This window comes from Flammeovirga pectinis (assembly GCF_003970675.1).
Lineage (GTDB): Bacteria > Bacteroidota > Bacteroidia > Cytophagales > Flammeovirgaceae > Flammeovirga > Flammeovirga pectinis.
Genome location: NZ_CP034562.1, coordinates 692,655 through 707,486, shown reverse-complemented (window position 1 = coordinate 707,486; position 14,832 = coordinate 692,655). Strand labels below are relative to the sequence as shown.

Sequence of the window (14,832 nt, the reverse complement as noted above, 5' to 3'; positions counted from 1 at the left end):
GATTTAAATTACAATTCCTGCCTTACCTTCGTCACGTTTTTGTTTCCTTTCTGTCTTACTAAAACGATTAATTATTAGTCTATTGGACCTATCATAATTAAGATAATTCCAAAACCAATTTACAAAAACTATAGATTTATTCTGCATTCCAATGAGTGACATTATATGTACAAACATCCAAATAAACCATGCAAATGCACCTGAGCTTTTTAAATTTCCTACTTCAACCACAGCTTTATTCTTACCAACGGTTGCCATACTTCCTTTGTTTACATATTTAAAAATTTTTAAGTCTTTACCTTTTAAAAGATTCTTAATGTTCTTTCCTAAATACGTGGCTTGTTGCATAGCAACAGGTGCAACCATTGGATGACCATGAGGGTATTCTTCTTGTTGCATTGCTGCGACATCTCCAATTGCAAAAACATTTTCGGTTCCGATTACTTTATTGTATTCGTCTACTTTTATTCTGTTTCCTCGTTCCGTTATTTTGTCTATATCAATTCCTTTTGGGGAGTTCCCTTCAACCCCTGCAGACCATATTAAGTTTTTTGTAAATATTTCTCCATCAGCTCCCTCTTTTATTGTTAGTGCTACTTTACCATCGTAATCTTTAACTAAAGTGTGTTTATGTAGCTGAACCCCTAATTTGATTAAATACTTTTCTGCATCTGAAGATGATTTTTCTGATAATGCTTGTAATACCCTTTCTCCAGCATCAACTAAATGGATATTCATTCTCCGAACATCTAACTCTGGATAATCAACAGGAAGAACATATCTTTTTAATTCTGATAATGCCCCTGCCAATTCTACTCCAGTTGGACCACCACCTACAATAACGAAAGTCATGTACGCTTCTCTGAGTTTTAAATCATTTGTTTGGAGTGCTTTCTCAAAATTTTGTAATAGGAAACTTCTAAACTGAAGAGATTGAACTACAGTTTTTAAAGGCATACTGTGATATCTTATATTTTCATTCCCGAAAAAATTAGTCCGAGAGCCTGAAGCCACAACGAGATAATCATACTTTAAACTACCAATATCTGTAATTACTTCATTTTTTGAAGCATCTATTTCTTTGACCACTGCTAGTCTAAAGAAAAAGTTTTTAAAACCATGGAATAGCTTTCTAATTGGAAAAGAAATAGAATCGGGTTCTAAACCTGCTGTGGCTACTTGATATAATAATGGTTGAAAGGTGTGATAATTATTTCTATCTAGCAATATAGTTTGTACATCTGCTTTTTTTAATTGCTTTACGAGTTCTAACCCTCCAAACCCACCGCCAACAATAACTACTCTGGGAACTTGAGTTTCTGGTACATCTAAGTGCTTCTCCATGATTATTTATCAATAGTTAGTATTTACCTTATATCTATTTAAGATTAAAATAGATACACTAAAATAACAACTAGTAGAAGATTAACATAGTAAACTATCCATAACTTTTCATCAAATAAAAAAAGGAAACAACTTTCGTCATTTCCTTTTTTAGTTTATCTCTTACGGCCTTTAAAGCCTTCCTTTTTTTCTTTTCGCTCAGCCTTTTCTTTTTTATCCTTCTTTTTCTTTTTATCGATTCCAGATAAATATTTCAACTGAATCATTTCGTCTTCACCTAAATATCTCCAATTTCCTCTTGGAAGATCTTTTTTAGTTAAACCAGCTAATACTGTTCTATCTAAAACGTCTACTTGATATCCAAAGTGTTCAAAAACTCTACGAACAATTCTGTTTTTACCAGAGTGAAGTTCAATTCCAATTTCTTTTCGATTGTCATCGTTAACAGATAACCCATCTATATATGGAGAACCATCTTCTAGTTCAAACTTAGGATCTCTTAATTTCTCTTCATCTTCCTCTTTAAAAGGACGATTTAGTTCTACACGGTAGATTTTTTGTGTATTACTAGATGGGTGAGCCACTTTTGTAGCAAACTCTCCATCATTCGTAAATAATAAAAGACCTGTAGTATTTCTATCTAATCTACCCACTGGATAAATACGCTCTTCGCAAGCATTTTTAACCAATTGCATAACTGTTTTTCTTTCTTGAGGATCTTTAGTTGTAGTAATAAACCCTTTTGGCTTGTTAAGAAGAACATATACATAACGTTCTCTTTTTAGCAATTTACCACCATGTTCAACTTTATCGCTGGTTTGAACCTTATATCCCATTTCTGTTACAACCTTACCATTGATTTTGATTTTACCATCGGCAATCAATTGATCGGCTTCTCTACGAGAACAAACACCGGAATTAGAAATATATCTATTTAAACGGATATCTGAAGATTTTACTTTAACAGGTTCTTCAGATTCTTCTTTTAATTTCTTAGCTACTGAAATTACTTTTTTGATATCGTAGACAGGTTTTTTACTTGTCTTATCATGAGGACTGTAAGAAGTAGAAACAATTTTTTGATTTTTCTTCTGTTTATCCTTTTCCTCATTTCTTTTAAAAGATTTTTTAGGACCAGAACTTCTTTCAGAAGAGAAGCTATCACTTTTAGGTTTCTCTTTGATAAACTTCTTAAAAGGATTTAAGTTTTTACCTTTTTTCGGAGTGTGCTTTTTCATCTAATGTAATTAGAAAGTACAACATGCTGCCAACACGGCAGTAATTATCTCATGATATAACATGAGACTTAATGTACAAAGTTCGTGAACTTTATGTTATAGATCATCAAAATATTGAAAACAAAACCAAAGAGTTAGTCTAATTCTTCAATTTTTGCTTGTACTTCTATTAAAACATTAGAAACAACCTCTTTAAATAGCGTTAATTTCTCTTGATGGACAGTGGCATTGTGTATTTCACCTTCTTCTAAAAACAGTAATAACTCTTCTAATAGCTTATGTTTTAAATAAGCTATACTTGATTTAAGTTTATGTGCTTTCTTACCTAAATCAATAAGTTGGTTTGCATCTAATAGTTCTTGAATTTCATTAGGATAACTCTTTAAATTTTTTTCGATAACCATTAATACGGATACTAAAAATTCTTCATCTCCATCTGATACATCATACAAACCTGAAAAATCTACATTTTCTATCATCTTTAATTGTTAAGTGGGTTAGTTCTATTTGCAAAGTTAATCTTTTGAAAACAGATTAGTCTGAGCTGCTGTTTCTGCTGTTTTATCTGCAAATTCCTTACCTAAGTATTTATCAATACCAAAATGTGCAAGATACAATAAGGGTGTCATTACTAAAGCTATAAAAAACTTATAAATGTAGTTAATAATAGCTACAGCAACTACTTGATCAAAAGACCAATTTCCAAAAATATAGAATGCAACACCTAATACCACAAAACTATCTACTAACTGAGATATTAATGTTGAACCTGTTGCTCTTAACCATATATTCTTACTTCCTGTAAGTCTTCTTAACCATTGGAAAGTATGTGCATCTAAAAATTGACCTATTAAGAAGGCTATCAGAGATCCTATTATTATCCCTAATCCTTGTGTAAATATTTTATCAAAGGCTTCTTCTATATTAAAAGGATTGCCATTACTATCTAATGCATTTATATCTAACCAAAATTGAGCAGGAGGCAAATCGGTCACAAATAAAACTACAATAAATACATAGGTTATTAAACCTGCTGTTATAAATGATATTTTTTTTACGCCACTCTTTCCAAAATACTCATTTATAATATCTGTAGTAATAAATACTACTGGCCATATTACCACACCTGCAGTAAGGTTAAAATCTAATGTAAACCCCTCAAAAAGAGAAATTTGAGCTGGCTGTAAACTTAAAAAAGTCTCTAAAGAAAATATCTTAGGGCCTATAAGCTCTGCTACAATGGCATTTGTTAGGAAGATAGCACATAATGCTACATATAGAGTCTGTCTCTTTTGTTCGTTGATGAAATCTTGCTCTTTCATTACTTATTTTCGTTGCTTTTACTAAGAGTAAGTACCTAAATATTATACCAATTCAGTTAATATAAATAAGAATACACAGTAATGTTTTATTATTGTAAAAAGAATTTAAGAATATGATATCATTTTATCCAGGACCAAGTAAGACTGATGAAAATTTAGATAAATATTTATCTGAAGCTGCGTCTTCTGGTATTCTATCTTGTAATCACAGGAGCCCCTCTTTCATGAAATTAATGAAAGATTGTATTAAGGTTATCAAACAAAAGTTAGAAATACCTTCAAACTATGAAGTCTTCTTTACATCTAGTGCCACTGAATGTTGGGAAATAACAGGACAATCTTTTTCTAAAAAATCATTCCTACATATTTATAATGGTGCTTTTGGAGAAAAATGGTTTTCTTATAATTCTAAAATTAATAATGCTGTAGAGGGGTTAGCATACCCAATTCATAGAAGTATTAGTTTACATCAATTAGATAGAAGTGGAGCAAAACAAAAAGATGTTATTTGTTTAACAAGTTGTGAAACATCAAACACTACTAAAGTACATCAGAAAACTATTCGTAAGGTTAAAAACCGGTATCCAAATTCTCTTTTGTTTATTGATGCAACAAGCTCTATGTCTGGAGTTTCTATTGATTGGATTTCTGGTGATATTTGGTATGCATCAGTACAAAAATGTTTTGGACTACCTCCAGGGTTAGCCGTTATGGTTTGTTCTCCTAAAGCCATTGATCAAGCCGATAAAAATGATTTTCATTATAATTCTTTAAAGAGTATTTATCAAAACACTCAAAAATTCCAAACCACACACACACCTAACACATTAGGTATATATCTTCTTTATAAATCTTTATCAAATAAGTTGGGAATAAAAGCCGAACACGAAAAAATAAGGAAGAGAATGAAAAACCTAATTAAGCAATTAAAGCTACTTGGTTATGATTTTGTTGTCCCTACTAAAAAAGTACAATCCGAAACCGTAATTGGTATAAAATGTAAAGCTGAATTACTTCCTATAATTAAAGAGAAAGCAAAAGAAAAAGGAATTACTTTAGGGAATGGATATGGTAAATGGAAGTTAAATTCCTTTAGAATTGCTAATTTCCCTGCACACTCTGATTCAGACTTTGAAAAATTGTTAATATTCTTAAAAAGTGAAGATTTCAATAAAAAGAGAGAGAATTAGAGCAGAAATAATACAATTTATTGTTAAAACCGTTAAATTTGCACTTAATGACAGGCACTATATTTATTTTAGTGTTTGATTGTGTTCGTAAGATTTATTTCTATACAATTATTTTAACCGTTCTTTACAATTTGTTTTTTGTATTAGAACAAATCTAGTTGTAATTTCGGGCGCAGAATAAAATATGATTTGGATTATTCGCAGCATTAAATTCGTATTTAGATGGTAAGTATCTTAGGAGATTTAGGCGCAGGATGGGTATCATTCCTATTTGTAGTCACTTTCCTAGCATTGGTACAGCTTTTCCGTTTTGTGATAAACAAAACAGGAGTTGATATTATTGCTGGAAAGAAAAAAGGACAAGAATCTAGTATTCTTGTAAAAAAGTATAACGATGTAGACGTTTCAAAATATTCTACATTATTCAGTTTAATTGGACTTTCATTCTCATTGTTATTTGTATTAGTAGCATTAGAATTCCCTACTTATGAAGATCAAACATTAATGGACTTAGGTTCAATTGATTTTAATGAAGAGGAAATGGTTGAAGTTCCAATCACTCAACAACAACCACCTCCCCCTCCAAAAGTAACTGCTCCAGTTATTGTAGAGGTTCCGGATGAAGAAGAAATCGAAGATGAGATCGAAATCGAAATTCCTGAGGAATTTGATGAAGAAACTGTAATCGAAGAAGCTCCTGAAGTTGAAGAGGAAGTTGAAGAAGCTGTCGATGAAATTTTCGAGATAGTGGAAGATCCTGCAGGTTTCCCAGGTGGTATGGGTAAATTCTACAAGTGGGTAGGTAAAAACATGAAATATCCATCACAAGCAAAACGTATGGGTGTTGAAGGTAAAGTATACGTTCAATTCGTTGTAGACAAAGACGGTACACTTACAGACGTAAAAGTTGTTCGTGGTATTGGTGCTGGTTGTGACGAAGCTGCGATCAAAGTTTTACAGAAAGCTCCTAAATGGAAGCCTGGTAAACAACGTGGTCGTCCAGTAAAACAAAGAATGGTATTACCAATTTCATTCAAATTGGGTTAATCTATACTTTATATATAAAAAGACCGATGTCAATAAAAGGCATCGGTTTTTTTATTTCTAATAATTCCGTCCTTTTTAACTAAGCTTTCAAATGCGTTTACTAAGCATCATTTTATTTGTATGCATTTCTTCATTAGGGTTTTCACAAAATCATTACGATGTAGAAGAAGATTATTTGTTTCCTATCCAACCTGGTAAAAGAAATTATTTTGCAGGATCTATGGGAGAATTACGTACAACACATTTTCATGGAGGCTTAGATATTAAAACTAATGGTGTTGAAGGTTTACCTGTTTATGCTGCTGCTAGTGGTTATATTATCAGATTAAAAGTATCGACATCAGGTTATGGACGTTGTATTTACATTATGCACCCCAACGGACAGACGTCTGTTTATGCCCACTTACAAAAGTTTAAACCTACTTTAGAAGCATATATTCTTGGGCAGCAATATGAAAATAAATCTTTTGAAATTAATTTAGAAAACCTTCCCAAAGATCAGTTTAAAATTGAAAAAGGTGAGGTTATAGCTTACTCTGGCAATACGGGGTCTTCATCTGCTCCACATCTTCATTTTGAAATTAGAGATATAGAAGAACGACCTCTAAATCCTATTGATTTTGGCTTTTCAGAAGTTATAGATAACCTACCTCCTACTGTAAGAAGTATTCGTTTAAAACCTCTTTCTATAAATAGTAGAGTACAAGGAGAATATAAAACAATAAATAAAACCACAGTTGGTAAAAAAGGGAGATACACTATAAATACCCCATTTTATGCAGAAGGACAAGTAGGTATTGAAGTAGACACTTACGATAGAGCAGATGGGACATACAATAAGTATGGTATTAATACCATAAAAGTCTATGCAAATGATTCTCTTATCTACGAACATTTTATAGATAGAATACCTTTTGATATGTCTGCTAATATCAACACATTTACAGACTACCATTATTTTTTAGATCATAGAAAAAGGTATCAAAGGTTGTATTTTTACAATAGTAACCACCTTTCAATTTACCCTGATAGTACACTCAATGGGTTTTTATCTGTACCAGAAGGAAAGTCTAAAAATATTCTAATTGAATTGTGGGATAGTTTTGACAATAAATCAATTACTACATTCAAAATTATAGGGAAAAGCATCTCTCCTTTAGCAAAGAACGCTACTACTAATTTACAAATTGATGAAAATATTCTATTTGTTTCTCTAGAAGGAAAAAGTAATGAATTCGCTGACTTTAAATTCTTGAAATATGGAATTCCATTATTAGATCAACAAGTAAAACCTGCGTACAGAATAGGAAAACACAACATCTATTTATGGGATTTAAGAAATGGTTTACCAGAGGTTTGTACTACTACTTCAGATACTTTATCTACCAATCTTAAACATGTAATTCCATCGGGAGTAGAATTTACTTATTTCGATCCTATAGCAACTTTTCATTTTAAAGAACATACACTCTTTGATACATTGTACTTACAAGCTGAAGAGACCCCACAATTACTCCATATAGAAAATTACTACACTCCTTTACATGCTCCTGTTTACATCAATTATAAAGTAAAAGATAGTAAATTAATTTCTCCTCATCACTTTATGTATAGAAGAGATAAAGATGGAGATTTAGAATTTATAGGAGGAACATGGGAAGGCAATGCCATCAGCTTTAAAACAAAAATATTAGGTACTTTTGAAGTACATCAAGAAGTTACCCCACCTATTATAACACCATTAAAACAATGGAAATCTAATCAATTACGCTTTACTATTGAAGACGATGAATCTGGAATTTCAAAATACTCTGCAACATTAAATGGTCAATTTATATTATTGGAATATGATGCAAAAAAGGATTTTATTCAGACTCGATTACTGCATAAATCTGACCGCTTGAAGGGGGATTTTAAAATGATAATTGAAGACCGAGCTGGTAACATCAGTGAGTATTCTAAAGTTATAAGATAGAAAATCCTCTATTTAAAATGTAAATCAGAATCTACTTCGGTAATCTTGTTAAGGTTAAAGCACTTGCTAAGAAAAAGCAAAAAGCACCAAGTAAGGTATTGATTAATGCAAAATCAACTACCCATATAGGAAAAGCTGTGGGTAAATAGATAGAAGTAAATGCAGATAATAAAAAAGTTAAGCAACCTAAGAAATTAACCCACACACTATTGAATTCATTGTTTTTACTATCGAATGCAAAATTGATGTCTTTCAATAAATAGATCGCTGAGATCATAAAAAAGATCGACCCTATCATATTTGGTGTCCACACTAAAAAATCTGACTGTTGCCAAGTAAGATTAAATGTAGCATCGAATGTATTTAAATTGAAGAGAATTGTACCTAACCACTGACTTAATGCCGCTTTATAACCTGTATTTTGAGGACGATAAACCAATAATTGCCAAGATTGCCCTTTCTGATTACTCGCATCTAAAAGTTGTAAAAAAGCTGCTGATGTAAAGGGGATCGAACCAACAAAATAAGTAATATTAAGTTGAGAAGAATTAGGATTAGGTAATAAAAAACCAATTGATGCACCCATAAATAAAGATGCTCCAATCATAAAAAGGACTGACATCCAGATTACCATTTTTCTGGATGTCAGTTCATGAAAATGAATATGCATTATTCAATATATTTTTTAGTGCGCAAAGCTACTACCTGATGTACGTTTTTCTCTATATCCTTTAGACGTAAACATATCTGCAGCATTCTTAATATCTTCTAAGAGCATTTCTCCCATATCACTATTAAAGCCCTCTCTTATTACAATTCTAAGTACTGCTTTATCTTCAATTTCTGCAGGCATAGTATAGGCAGGAACTAACCAACCTCTTTCTCTTAGCCTACTCGACATATCATACACAGTAAAATTAGCCCCAGGCAATACGCTAAATGCAAAAACGGGAATTGAACTTCCATCACTCAATAATTCAAAGTGACCAAGTTTTTCTATTCCACTAGATAATCGCATAGCAATATCACGTAATTCCGTCATCACTTGGGTATATCCATCACGGCCTAAACGTATAAAATTATAGTACTGTCCAACAATTTGATTACCCGGTCTAGAGAAATTCAATGTAAAAGTTGGCATATCACCACCTAAATAATTTACATGAAAAATCAAATCTTCTGGTAGTTCAGATTTATCTCTCCACACAACCCAACCTACACCAGGGTAAACTAGACCATATTTATGCCCAGAAACATTGATCGATTTCACTAATGGTAATCTAAAATCCCATTTTAAATCAGGGTGTATAAATGGAGCTACAAAACCTCCACTTGCTGCATCTATATGTAAAGGAGTTACAAATCCTTTGGCTGCATTATTTTTAACCATTGCGTCATGGATCGACTCAATAGGTTCAAATTCGCCTGTAAATGTTGTTCCTAAAATTGCGACAACTCCTATTGTATTTTCGTCAATTGCAGCTACTACTTCATCAGCAGTAATTACATATTTACCTTCTTTCATTGGAATGAATCTTGGTTCAACATCCCAATATCTACAGAATTTCTCCCAAACAACTTGAACATTAGTACCAAGAACTAAGTTTGGATTTTCTGTAGATTTCCCTGCAGCTTTTTGACGATCTCTCCATTTTCTTTTAAACGCCATACCAGCTAGCATTACAGCTTCACTAGATCCTATAGCAGAAGAACCTGTTGTATCTTCTTCTTCGGGTGCATTAAATAATCTTGATATGATATTGATACACCTCTCTTCTAACATTGCTGTTTGAGGATATTCATCTTTATCTATCATATTTTTATCGAATGTCTCTGCCATTAGTTTCTCAGCTTCTGGCTCCATCCAAGTGGTAACAAAAGTCGCTAGATTTAAACGTGCATTACCATCTAACATTAATTCATTATGTATAATATTATACGCTTCATTGGCGTCCATTTCACTTTGAGGAAGCTCGTATTTTGGAACACTCACTTTATTTCTAATTGAGCGAATATTATTATGTTTTGCGTTCGGGTCGGTTATTTTCTTTTTAGTAATCATGATAGATTGAATTCTGTTTTAAATAATGTTAGGTATAATAACGAGGTAAAGTTAAAATAGTTTCAATGTTACCTAATTGTTTCTAGAATAAATTAAAGGAAAAGTATTTTTTGTAAAAAAAGTTAAATGAATGGGTTAATTACTAACTTAAATGCTTGCAACAAGATTAATATTTTGCATCTACAGTTTCTATAATTTCATCTATTAATGAAAACTCTAACAAGTGTTTCCCTGCCAAGCCATCAGTAAGTGCGTAACTATTCTCTGTTACACTTTTTACGACTCCATGGTAACTTTGTCCATTTTTAAGTATAATATCTATTGACTTGCCAATGAAACTATTTGCCTCTGAAGCAATCTTTGCCCCAAAATATCTTTTGTTTGTTTTACGCATTCTTGAAAATTGAATAATTAATCCTTTGCTCGAAGATAAAAAAAATACTCTAGACTAGAAGATAATATGGTCTTAGTTATTTGGCTTTAAGGTTATAATTATTTTACGTATTCAAAAAAGACTATTTACTTTTCTTTATTTTTTTTCAAAATAATTGTCAGTTCCAAAAAGCATGTACGTCTAATGAGTAACTTTTTTGAAAAACTAATTATAAAATTAAAATGAAAAACATTCTAACACTCTTAATCTTATTCGTTTCATCTACATTAATATTTGCTCAGGACGATGTTACTCCTACGAAAAAGTATGTCTATTTAGATGGTTCTGTACAGGTAGGAACTGATTTTGTTGGCTCTCTTGCTTATGGCCATTCTTGGGGTATTGGTAAAAATAGAAACTTTATTTTAGGTACAGGTCTGCGCTTTTCTGGATTCACAACTGGTAGTAAAGAATTTTATTCTGCTCCTCCAGAATACTTTGGAGAAGCTAGTAAACAAGATACAGTAACCATCAACTCTCCAAGCCAAATGAACCTTGCTTTATATTTTTCTGTTAGCTATCTATTTAAAGGAAAATTTGAAGTAGGAATGAATATAGATGTTATCGGGTATACATTTGGACCTGAGCACGATGCTGTTTATACAGGTAATGGTGTAGATCAAAATACTACAGTTTCTTCTAATAATGTTTCTGCGTTATTAATTGGAGCAAATGATATTGGCATGTTAAAATCAGAATTTTACGCACAATATCACTTTAATAAAAAATGGTCTGCACGAGTAGGCTTTGCAAGTACTTTTACAGAATATTCAACTCCTACAGAATTACAACAAGGAAATAAAAGATATAGAGGTATTAGTAATGGTTTAATTGTAGGTGCTAGATATAACCTAAAATAAATAATATTATGGCAAAAAAAATAGTCCTATATCTAATTCCATTTTTATTTAATACTCTGTCTTTAGTTACAGCTCAAAATATAGATCAAACACTTTCTAAAGTAGCTTTTACTATTAGTAATTTTAAAGTCAACACTGTTGAGGGCACATTCAAAGAGATGGATGGGGAAATTAATTTTAATGCAGAAAATCTAAATTCCTCAAAATTTAATGTTTGCATATCAGCAGAATCAATATATACAGATAATGAAAAAAGAGATGAACATTTAAGAAATGAGGACTTTTTTAATGTTGAAAAATTCCCTTCAATATGTTTTGTTTCTAATGAGATTCGAAAAACTGATAACGGCTATGAAAGCAATGGTAAACTTACTTTACATGGCGTTACAAAAGCTGTAACTATTGATTTTAATAAAGATAAAAACTCATTTACAGGTCAGTTAAAAATTAACAGACTTGATTTTAACCTTGGCGAAGACACTGGAACTTTTACAGTGGGTAACGAGGTAAAAATAGAAATTAAATGCGTGTTAAAGGAATAATAATTAAGTTCCATATCAATCAAAAAAGGTCACCAATTTTATTAGTGACCTTCTTCTTTTTCTGAAAAAAAAATTACTTCAAGTTAATATCAGCAATACTTTTTATTCTATTTCTTTCTAAGAAAGCATCAATTGATTCGAAATGCTCAATAACTCTTTGTTCTTTAAATTCGAATACTTTCTCTGATAATCCCTGTAAGAAATCTCTATCGTGAGAAACCAATATTAATGTTCCGTCAAAATCTTTTAATGCTTCTTTTAAAACATCCTTTGATTTAAGGTCCAAATGGTTTGTCGGTTCATCAAGAATTAACAAGTTGATAGGTTCTAAAAGTAATTTCACCATTGCTAGACGAGTTTTTTCTCCTCCAGAAAGAACACTTACTTTTTTATCAACGTCTTCTCCTTGGAACATAAAGCCCCCTAAGATGTTATTAATCTGCTTTCTGATATCACCTTTAGCTACCTCATCTACCGTTTGGAAAATCGTTAAAGACTCATCTAATAAAGATGCTTGATTTTGAGCAAAGTAACCAACACTAACATTGTGTCCTAATTCACATTTACCATCAACATCTATCTCATTCAAAATAGCTTTAATCATGGTAGATTTACCTTCGCCATTTCTACCAACAAAAGATACCTTTTCTCCTTTTCTAATAGACAGGCTTGCATCTTTAAATACCACTTGCTCTTCATATTTCTTTGTTACTTCAGAAACTGTAACCGGAAATTCTCCAGAACGAGGAGCTGGAGGAAAACGAAGCTTTAATGCTGAAGTATCTACCTCATCTATTTCTATAATATCTAACTTTTCAAGCATTCTTTCTCTAGAAGAAACCTGATTTGTTTTAGAATATGTTCCTTTAAAACGATCAATGAATGCTCTATTATCCGCAATCATTTTTTGTTGTTCGTTGTATGCTTTTACTTGGTGTGCTCTACGGTCTTCTCGTAATTCTAAATACTTAGAATAATTGGCTTTATAATCGTAAATACGTCCCATTGTCACTTCAATAGTACGGTTTGTAATGTTATCAATAAATGCTCTATCATGAGAGATAACCATTACAGCATCGGCTTTATTTACCAAAAAGTCTTCTAACCAAATTACAGATTCAATATCAATATGGTTGGTAGGCTCATCTAGTAAAATAAGATCTGGCTTTTGTAATAAAATTTTAGCCAATTCAATACGCATTCTCCAACCTCCACTAAACTCACTTGTTTGGCGTTGAAAATCTTCTTGCTTAAAGCCTAAACCTTTTAATGCTTTTTCTACTTCTGCATCGTAGTTTATTTCTTCTAAAGCATAGAATTTTTCTCCTAAATCAGTTACTTTTTCAATAATGCCCATGTATTCGGCACTTTCGTAATCTGTTCTAGTCTCTAATGCTTTATTGAGTTCTTCCATCTCATCTCGCATCTGGAAGATCTGTTTAAATGCCTTAGCAGTTTCTTCAAAAACAGTACAATCGTCTTCAGTTAATAAATGCTGAGGCAAGTAGGCAATAACTGCATCTTTTGGTGCAGATACTTTACCTGTAGTAGGTTTTTGTACACCTGCTACTATTTTCATTAAAGTGGATTTACCCGCGCCATTTTTACCCATTAAGGCAATTTTATCTGTAGGGTTTACCACAAAAGAAACGCCACTAAAAAGTGTTGCTCCACTAAATTCTACTCCTAAATTATCAACTGATATCATATGCTTTTTTATTTGAAGGTACAAAGCTACAAAAAAATGTAGAAGCACTCTTGCTTTGCTGTACAGAGTTATATTTTATTATACTACCAACTTGGTTCTTCCATTAGTTTATTTCTATCTTTCGTGAAATTTACAATCTATACGTATCAACCTATGGAAACAAGAAATAAAGTATTTATCGCTACAAGTTTAGATGGATTTATTGCTGATAAAAATGGCGGAATTGATTGGTTAAATGAAACTCCAAATCCTGAAGGTGATGATATGGGCTACATAGATTTTAATACATCTGTTGATGCTTTATTAATGGGAAAAAACACTTTTGAAACAGTACTTGGCTTTGGGATAGATTGGCCCTATTCTAAGCCTGTATTTGTATTGAGTACTACTTTAAAAGAAGTTCCAGAAGGCTATGAAGATAAAGTATTTATTGTAAATGGAACATTAAATGAGGTACTAGATACAATTCATCAAAAAGGATTTAAAAATCTTTATTTAGATGGAGGAAAAACAATACAAAGTTTTCTTAAAGAAGATTTAGTAGACGATTTATGCCTTACAACAATCCCTGTTTTACTTGGAGAAGGAATACCATTATTTACGTCTATGAATAAAAGACAAGATTTTGAACTTGTTGAAAGTAAAGTTTACCTAGGCCAAATTGTACAATCACATTTTAAAAGAAAAAGAAACTAATAATGGCTGAAAGAAGATTAGTTAAAGAAGAAGAATTAATATTAGCCAACCACTTATTACAGTTGGCTGGAGAAACCCCTACTGATTTTGATTTACCGACAATGGTAGATGAATATGAAGGTGGAAAAATGGGAAGTATAAACTTTACTCCTCCAGAAAAAGCAGCTTACGGTGGCGATATTGTTCAAGTTGTTTATATAGACACTGACGAAGTTCCTGTTGTAATTACATTAACTAAAAATATAAATAATGAGATTTTAGATCTAGATTTCTGGAAAAAAGATTTCTCTAAATTACTCCAATACCCAACACCTGATAAAGTGGCCATTGCAGATAAAAACGGTTTTATCTAAAAAAAATATAGTTTTGTATCAATTACAATAAGTTGAAATCTCCTTTGTTTTAATAGTGAATA

The 14,832-nt window shown here is 31.7% G+C and carries 15 protein-coding genes; 7 read left to right on the top strand and 8 right to left on the bottom strand.

The features are described from left to right. Nucleotides 1–3: 3 nt before the first annotated feature. From EI427_RS02880 to EI427_RS02865, 4 genes are all read right to left on the bottom strand, one after another. On the bottom strand, nucleotides 4–1,344 hold the full coding sequence (locus tag EI427_RS02880) for an NAD(P)/FAD-dependent oxidoreductase (RefSeq protein ID WP_126611423.1): 1,341 nt from the start codon (nucleotides 1,342–1,344) through the stop codon (nucleotides 4–6). Between the two features lie 155 nt (nucleotides 1,345–1,499). Then, entirely contained in the window at nucleotides 1,500–2,582 is a 1,083-nt protein-coding gene (locus tag EI427_RS02875) for a pseudouridine synthase (protein WP_126611421.1), read from the bottom strand. A gap of 134 nt (nucleotides 2,583–2,716) precedes the next feature. Further along, nucleotides 2,717–3,061 (bottom strand): hypothetical protein, encoded by a 345-nt coding sequence (locus tag EI427_RS02870; RefSeq protein WP_126611419.1) that lies wholly within the window; start codon nucleotides 3,059–3,061, stop codon nucleotides 2,717–2,719. A 36-nt stretch (nucleotides 3,062–3,097) separates the two neighbouring features. Next, the gene (locus EI427_RS02865; RefSeq protein ID WP_126611417.1) at nucleotides 3,098–3,904 is read right to left on the bottom strand and encodes a queuosine precursor transporter; all 807 of its coding nucleotides are present in this window, start codon (nucleotides 3,902–3,904) and stop codon (nucleotides 3,098–3,100) included. A 113-nt stretch (nucleotides 3,905–4,017) separates the two neighbouring features. Here EI427_RS02865 and EI427_RS02860 point away from each other — a divergent pair, with 113 nt between their 5' ends. The 3 genes from EI427_RS02860 to EI427_RS02850 all read left to right on the top strand — a co-directional run bounded on the left by EI427_RS02860 (nucleotide 4,018) and on the right by EI427_RS02850 (nucleotide 8,116). Next, entirely contained in the window at nucleotides 4,018–5,094 is a 1,077-nt protein-coding gene (locus EI427_RS02860) for an aminotransferase class V-fold PLP-dependent enzyme (RefSeq protein WP_126611415.1), read from the top strand. A gap of 222 nt (nucleotides 5,095–5,316) precedes the next feature. Further along, the gene (locus tag EI427_RS02855; protein ID WP_126611413.1) at nucleotides 5,317–6,141 is read left to right on the top strand and encodes an energy transducer TonB; all 825 of its coding nucleotides are present in this window, start codon (nucleotides 5,317–5,319) and stop codon (nucleotides 6,139–6,141) included. Nucleotides 6,142–6,232: 91 nt separating this feature from the next. After that, nucleotides 6,233–8,116 (top strand): M23 family metallopeptidase, encoded by a 1,884-nt coding sequence (locus tag EI427_RS02850; RefSeq protein WP_126611411.1) that lies wholly within the window; start codon nucleotides 6,233–6,235, stop codon nucleotides 8,114–8,116. A 31-nt stretch (nucleotides 8,117–8,147) separates the two neighbouring features. On the opposite strand, the gene EI427_RS02845 is transcribed toward EI427_RS02850, so the two are convergent. The 3 genes from EI427_RS02845 to EI427_RS02835 form a co-directional block, all read right to left on the bottom strand. Then, entirely contained in the window at nucleotides 8,148–8,738 is a 591-nt protein-coding gene (locus EI427_RS02845; protein ID WP_170178378.1) for a hypothetical protein, read from the bottom strand. 63 nt (nucleotides 8,739–8,801) lie between these two features. Continuing rightward, nucleotides 8,802–10,178, bottom strand: a complete 1,377-nt coding sequence (locus EI427_RS02840) for a glutamate decarboxylase (RefSeq protein WP_126611407.1) — start codon at nucleotides 10,176–10,178, stop codon at nucleotides 8,802–8,804. A gap of 166 nt (nucleotides 10,179–10,344) precedes the next feature. After that, nucleotides 10,345–10,572: a hypothetical protein gene (locus EI427_RS02835; RefSeq protein ID WP_126611405.1), complete on the bottom strand. Its 228-nt coding sequence runs from the start codon at nucleotides 10,570–10,572 to the stop codon at nucleotides 10,345–10,347. 221 nt (nucleotides 10,573–10,793) lie between these two features. On the opposite strand from EI427_RS02835, the gene EI427_RS02830 reads away from it, so the two are divergent. Next, on the top strand, nucleotides 10,794–11,471 hold the full coding sequence (locus EI427_RS02830; RefSeq protein ID WP_126611403.1) for a hypothetical protein: 678 nt from the start codon (nucleotides 10,794–10,796) through the stop codon (nucleotides 11,469–11,471). An 8-nt stretch (nucleotides 11,472–11,479) separates the two neighbouring features. Beyond that, the gene (locus EI427_RS02825; protein ID WP_126611401.1) at nucleotides 11,480–12,013 is read left to right on the top strand and encodes a YceI family protein; all 534 of its coding nucleotides are present in this window, start codon (nucleotides 11,480–11,482) and stop codon (nucleotides 12,011–12,013) included. Between the two features lie 73 nt (nucleotides 12,014–12,086). On the opposite strand, the gene EI427_RS02820 is transcribed toward EI427_RS02825, so the two are convergent. Next, nucleotides 12,087–13,721: an ABC-F family ATP-binding cassette domain-containing protein gene (locus EI427_RS02820; protein ID WP_126611399.1), complete on the bottom strand. Its 1,635-nt coding sequence runs from the start codon at nucleotides 13,719–13,721 to the stop codon at nucleotides 12,087–12,089. A 153-nt stretch (nucleotides 13,722–13,874) separates the two neighbouring features. Between EI427_RS02820 and EI427_RS02815 the strand changes: the two genes are divergently transcribed. Further along, entirely contained in the window at nucleotides 13,875–14,417 is a 543-nt protein-coding gene (locus EI427_RS02815) for a dihydrofolate reductase family protein (protein ID WP_126611397.1), read from the top strand. 2 nt (nucleotides 14,418–14,419) lie between these two features. Further along, nucleotides 14,420–14,770, top strand: coding sequence for a DUF6984 family protein (locus EI427_RS02810; protein ID WP_126611395.1), 351 nt, complete (start codon nucleotides 14,420–14,422; stop codon nucleotides 14,768–14,770). Nucleotides 14,771–14,832: the final 62 nt, after the last annotated feature.